Below are 3,557 nucleotides of genomic sequence, written 5' to 3' on the forward strand. Positions count from 1 at the left end.
ACAACGTGCTTGTGTATGGTTAGTTGCGTGGTTCAGCGACTAAGTTAGCAAACATTTACGAACCCGTGAATATTCCGCAGGAATATTCGCAAGTAAGCTCAATAAAGCAATTAATTATACACGGTGTTACCTACAGTTTTTTATTCCGATTAATTGCAAAAACTAAAGTCGAATTTGGTAATATTTTAATTGCTTTTCTAATTTTGCTATCATAACGGTTCATTAATTCTATTTCTTTCGTAATTCGGATAATTAGATATTCAGCACTTTTTTCAGATTCGTAAGAGTATTCAAGTCCGTTAATTACTAAATCACAAGCTCCATCGATTAGAGATAAGTCATAATATTCTCCGCTTATTTCAATTCCGATTGAGTTTGCAGAAGCGTAGGTTTCGTATTTTATTTCCGTTTTTCCACTTGTTGTTTTTCCAGAATATTTTTTATAACTCAAATCATAAACTTCGTGTTCATCTTTTTCTATATCCAATTTTGCATAACTTCCTTGAAAATCCAATAACGATTCCTTGTTTTTAGAATCTTTCACAATTAAAATTCCGTTTATAGTTCCGCTAAAATTTCCCGATTCCAAATTTTGAAAAACAGAGTCAAATCCGTTTCCATCAATCGCACGCGAATCATTTTGTCCAAATGCGCAAAGCGACAGAAAAGTCAGAAGGATAATAAATGAAGTTCGGATGTTTTTCATAATTGTAGGTAACGGTTTTGTATAAGATTAGTTGCGTGGTTTAGCAACGAATTTAGCAAATACAAACCGAATAGAAAATCCGCGAGGATTTTCGTAAGTAGGCTCGTACCAAGCAATTAATTTTATACGTTGTTGTGCAACGTTTTTATTTTTCAATTCAATTCAATTCGGTTCACTCACTTTTGGTTTGTCATTTGCGATTATGCTTATGCAATCATTTACACCTAAAATCAGATATTCAGTTGAATTATTGTGTAGGCCACTAACAAATCCTTTTCTCGTTTTTTCTAAATCAGTCCAACCACCTTTTTCGATATTCCAAAACCAATCACTTAAGCGAATTTCATTATCCCAAAATTCAAGCAAATCGCCTTCATCTAAAACACGAAATCCAACTATGTTTTCAAAAGTCACATAAACAGGATTGTCTTTTTTTTTAAAATTTAGAGTTATGGTCAATCTCCATAAATCATAGTTTATATTCACTATTTCTGGATGTCCTTCTGCTGGAAAAGCAATTTCGACAGGCGTAACTTTAGGTAATTCCATTTTTATTGTTTGTTATTATTTAACCAAACTTCTTCTGCTGTAAGTTTTCCATATCTATCCCAAGTTCTTTTAGTTCCATTTAACATTCCGTTTCTGTATTCAGATTCCGCTTTCAATTGTCCATTTGGCCACCAAAATTTCCAAAGTCCATCTTGTTTTCCGTCTTTGTAAAATCCTTCAAATCTTTGTTGACCTTCTTCATTCCAAGAGTTGCTAAATCCGTTTTGAATTCCATCAATTACTTTATAAGCCTCTTTTTGTTCGCCATTATTATGAAATCCGTGAATAATTCCAGTTACTTTTTCCATATTTCTTTTGAAAGAAACAACTCCGTCAACTTTAACAACATTATTTGAATTATAAATTGTATCACTAGATTTATCTATTGATTTTGGTTTGTCTTTACAAGAAATTGAGGAAATCAAAATAATGGTCAGTATTAGTATTTTCTTCATAAAATTCAAATGTTTATCGGTTTGGTCAAATGTTGCACAACGGTCTCGGCTATGAGTAGTTGCGTGAATTAGCACTTAATTTAGCAAGTACAAACCAAACTGAAAATCCGCGAGGATTTTCAGAAGTAGGCGAGAACAAGCAATTACTTATAGCCATTGTTGTAGTGCGTTTTTTTATTAATATTCAGTTACTGAACTCCAATTTTCTCCATTTTTTATTCTGTGGATTTGTGTGTCCGAGACTCCAAAACGTTTGGCAATCATATTGATTCTAGTTCTTTTGTTCTCTAGTTGACGTTTAATGATTTTTACTTTTCCCTCGTTCAGTTTTCCGATTTTTTTACCTCTTTTTTCGACAACTTTTTCCCAATTTGGATTGTTGAATTGATGAAGTTCTTTTTCTCTTTTCGTTGCCCATTTTAGGTTTTCCACTCGATTATCGGTTTTGTCGTAATTCAGGTGGATAACACAAATTCCGACGTTACGTTCAAGAAAATGTTCAGCCACAAGTTTGTGAACGTATCTGCTGGTCGATTTTCCACTTTTTTGTTTTAGCGGAATATTTTGATATCCGTTGATATATGATTTTTTAACTTCAAATTCGGTTTCGCCTTTACAGTTTAAAATTCGACCGTAATTTGAGATTTTGAACTTTTCATTTTCGGAAATTCCATCGTCAAATTCCACGTTTTTCCATTCTTCATTCCAATAGTTTCTTGTCATAATTTCAGTTTTTCTCAAATGCACTACAACGTGTTTGTATATGGTTTGTTGCGTGGTTAAGCAACTAAGTTAACAAATAAAAACCGAATAGAAAATCCGCGAGGATTTTCGTAAGTAGGCTAGAACTAGCAATAAATTATATACGGTGTTACCACACGTTTTTTTAGATTATAAAAGCAACTACAATTTGCAATAAAATGGACAAAATCGCAACAACCAAAAAGAATATAAAGATGTTTTTCGAGATATTCTGTGTTTTTAAAAGTCGAAATTGGTTTAGATTATTTAAAATCAATAATTCTTTTTCGTCCATTGCTCGTAATTCAGTCAGCTTTTTGTATTTACTGTATTTCTCAAATTCAGCTGGTTCAATGTCATTAACATTCTTAATATTTTCCATAAGGTCTTAATCAGATTATTAATTTAAAAATTCAAATACTATGAAAATCCGAATTAGTTTAAACTATCTTTTGGTTTGGATTCTTTATTGTTCGATAATGGCTTCTCTACTTGGCTTTTTTGTTCATTCTTATTATCGTCAGTTTGCCAAAATTCAAGAGTTAGAACTGTTATTACAAAACTCAAAAAAGTAATTATGAAACCAGCCAAAATTAATTTTTTACCGATTTTAGATTCGAAACGTTTTAATTTTAAATCCAAATCAAGGATTTTGTCCTTTTTTGATTCTCTTTCTAATTCTTTAACACGTTCAAATTTTAAATCCGATTCTATTTTGGTAAATCCGCCATTAGAAATAAAATTATCTATAAGTCCACTGTATTGGACAGGTAAAAACCCAATATTGGATTCGTTATACACTCTCATTAAATTTGATTTAAAATCAATGATTTGGTATAAAAGTTCTTTTACTTGGTCTTTATTTAATTCAGGAAATAATTTTTGTTTTAAATCTCTTTGGTCGAAATGTCTATCTCTGTTTTCAGACAAAAACTCTAAAATTAAATCCTTATTATCTTTCATTTCTCAAATGTGTGGTAACGTGTTTGTGTATCTTAAGTTAGCCTTATCAAATATAAGTTATAAATTAAGTATCAATCAGAAAGAACAAAAAGAGAGGATTAAGGTTATTTTGTGTATTGAGACTGCGATCTCGTTTTTCATGA

7 protein-coding genes are annotated in these 3,557 nt (G+C 31.1%); all 7 read right to left on the reverse strand.

Translation table 11 applies throughout. The annotated features are described in order from the left end of the window. Window positions 1-130: 130 nt before the first annotated feature. The 7 genes from AC0UBM_RS18235 to AC0UBM_RS18265 all read right to left on the reverse strand — a co-directional run bounded on the left by AC0UBM_RS18235 (window position 131) and on the right by AC0UBM_RS18265 (window position 3,414). Window positions 131-706, reverse strand: a complete 576-nt coding sequence (locus AC0UBM_RS18235; RefSeq protein WP_475689618.1) for a hypothetical protein — start codon at window positions 704-706, stop codon at window positions 131-133. Window positions 707-733: 27 nt separating this feature from the next. Continuing rightward, window positions 734-862 (reverse strand): hypothetical protein, encoded by a 129-nt coding sequence (locus AC0UBM_RS18240; RefSeq protein WP_475689619.1) that lies wholly within the window; start codon window positions 860-862, stop codon window positions 734-736. A 6-nt stretch (window positions 863-868) separates the two neighbouring features. Beyond that, complete coding sequence (locus AC0UBM_RS18245; RefSeq protein ID WP_475689620.1) at window positions 869-1,255, reverse strand: hypothetical protein; 387 nt, start codon at window positions 1,253-1,255, stop codon at window positions 869-871. Window positions 1,256-1,257: 2 nt separating this feature from the next. Continuing rightward, a complete protein-coding gene (locus AC0UBM_RS18250; protein ID WP_475689621.1) occupies window positions 1,258-1,563 on the reverse strand; it encodes a toxin-antitoxin system YwqK family antitoxin in 306 nt (101 codons plus the stop codon). 324 nt (window positions 1,564-1,887) lie between these two features. After that, window positions 1,888-2,433 (reverse strand): HNH endonuclease, encoded by a 546-nt coding sequence (locus AC0UBM_RS18255; protein ID WP_475689622.1) that lies wholly within the window; start codon window positions 2,431-2,433, stop codon window positions 1,888-1,890. 163 nt (window positions 2,434-2,596) lie between these two features. After that, window positions 2,597-2,833, reverse strand: coding sequence for a hypothetical protein (locus AC0UBM_RS18260; protein WP_475689623.1), 237 nt, complete (start codon window positions 2,831-2,833; stop codon window positions 2,597-2,599). Window positions 2,834-2,886: 53 nt separating this feature from the next. Then, window positions 2,887-3,414: a hypothetical protein gene (locus AC0UBM_RS18265; protein ID WP_475689624.1), complete on the reverse strand. Its 528-nt coding sequence runs from the start codon at window positions 3,412-3,414 to the stop codon at window positions 2,887-2,889. Window positions 3,415-3,557 lie beyond the last annotated feature (143 nt).

This window comes from Formosa sp. F44 (assembly GCF_056238645.1).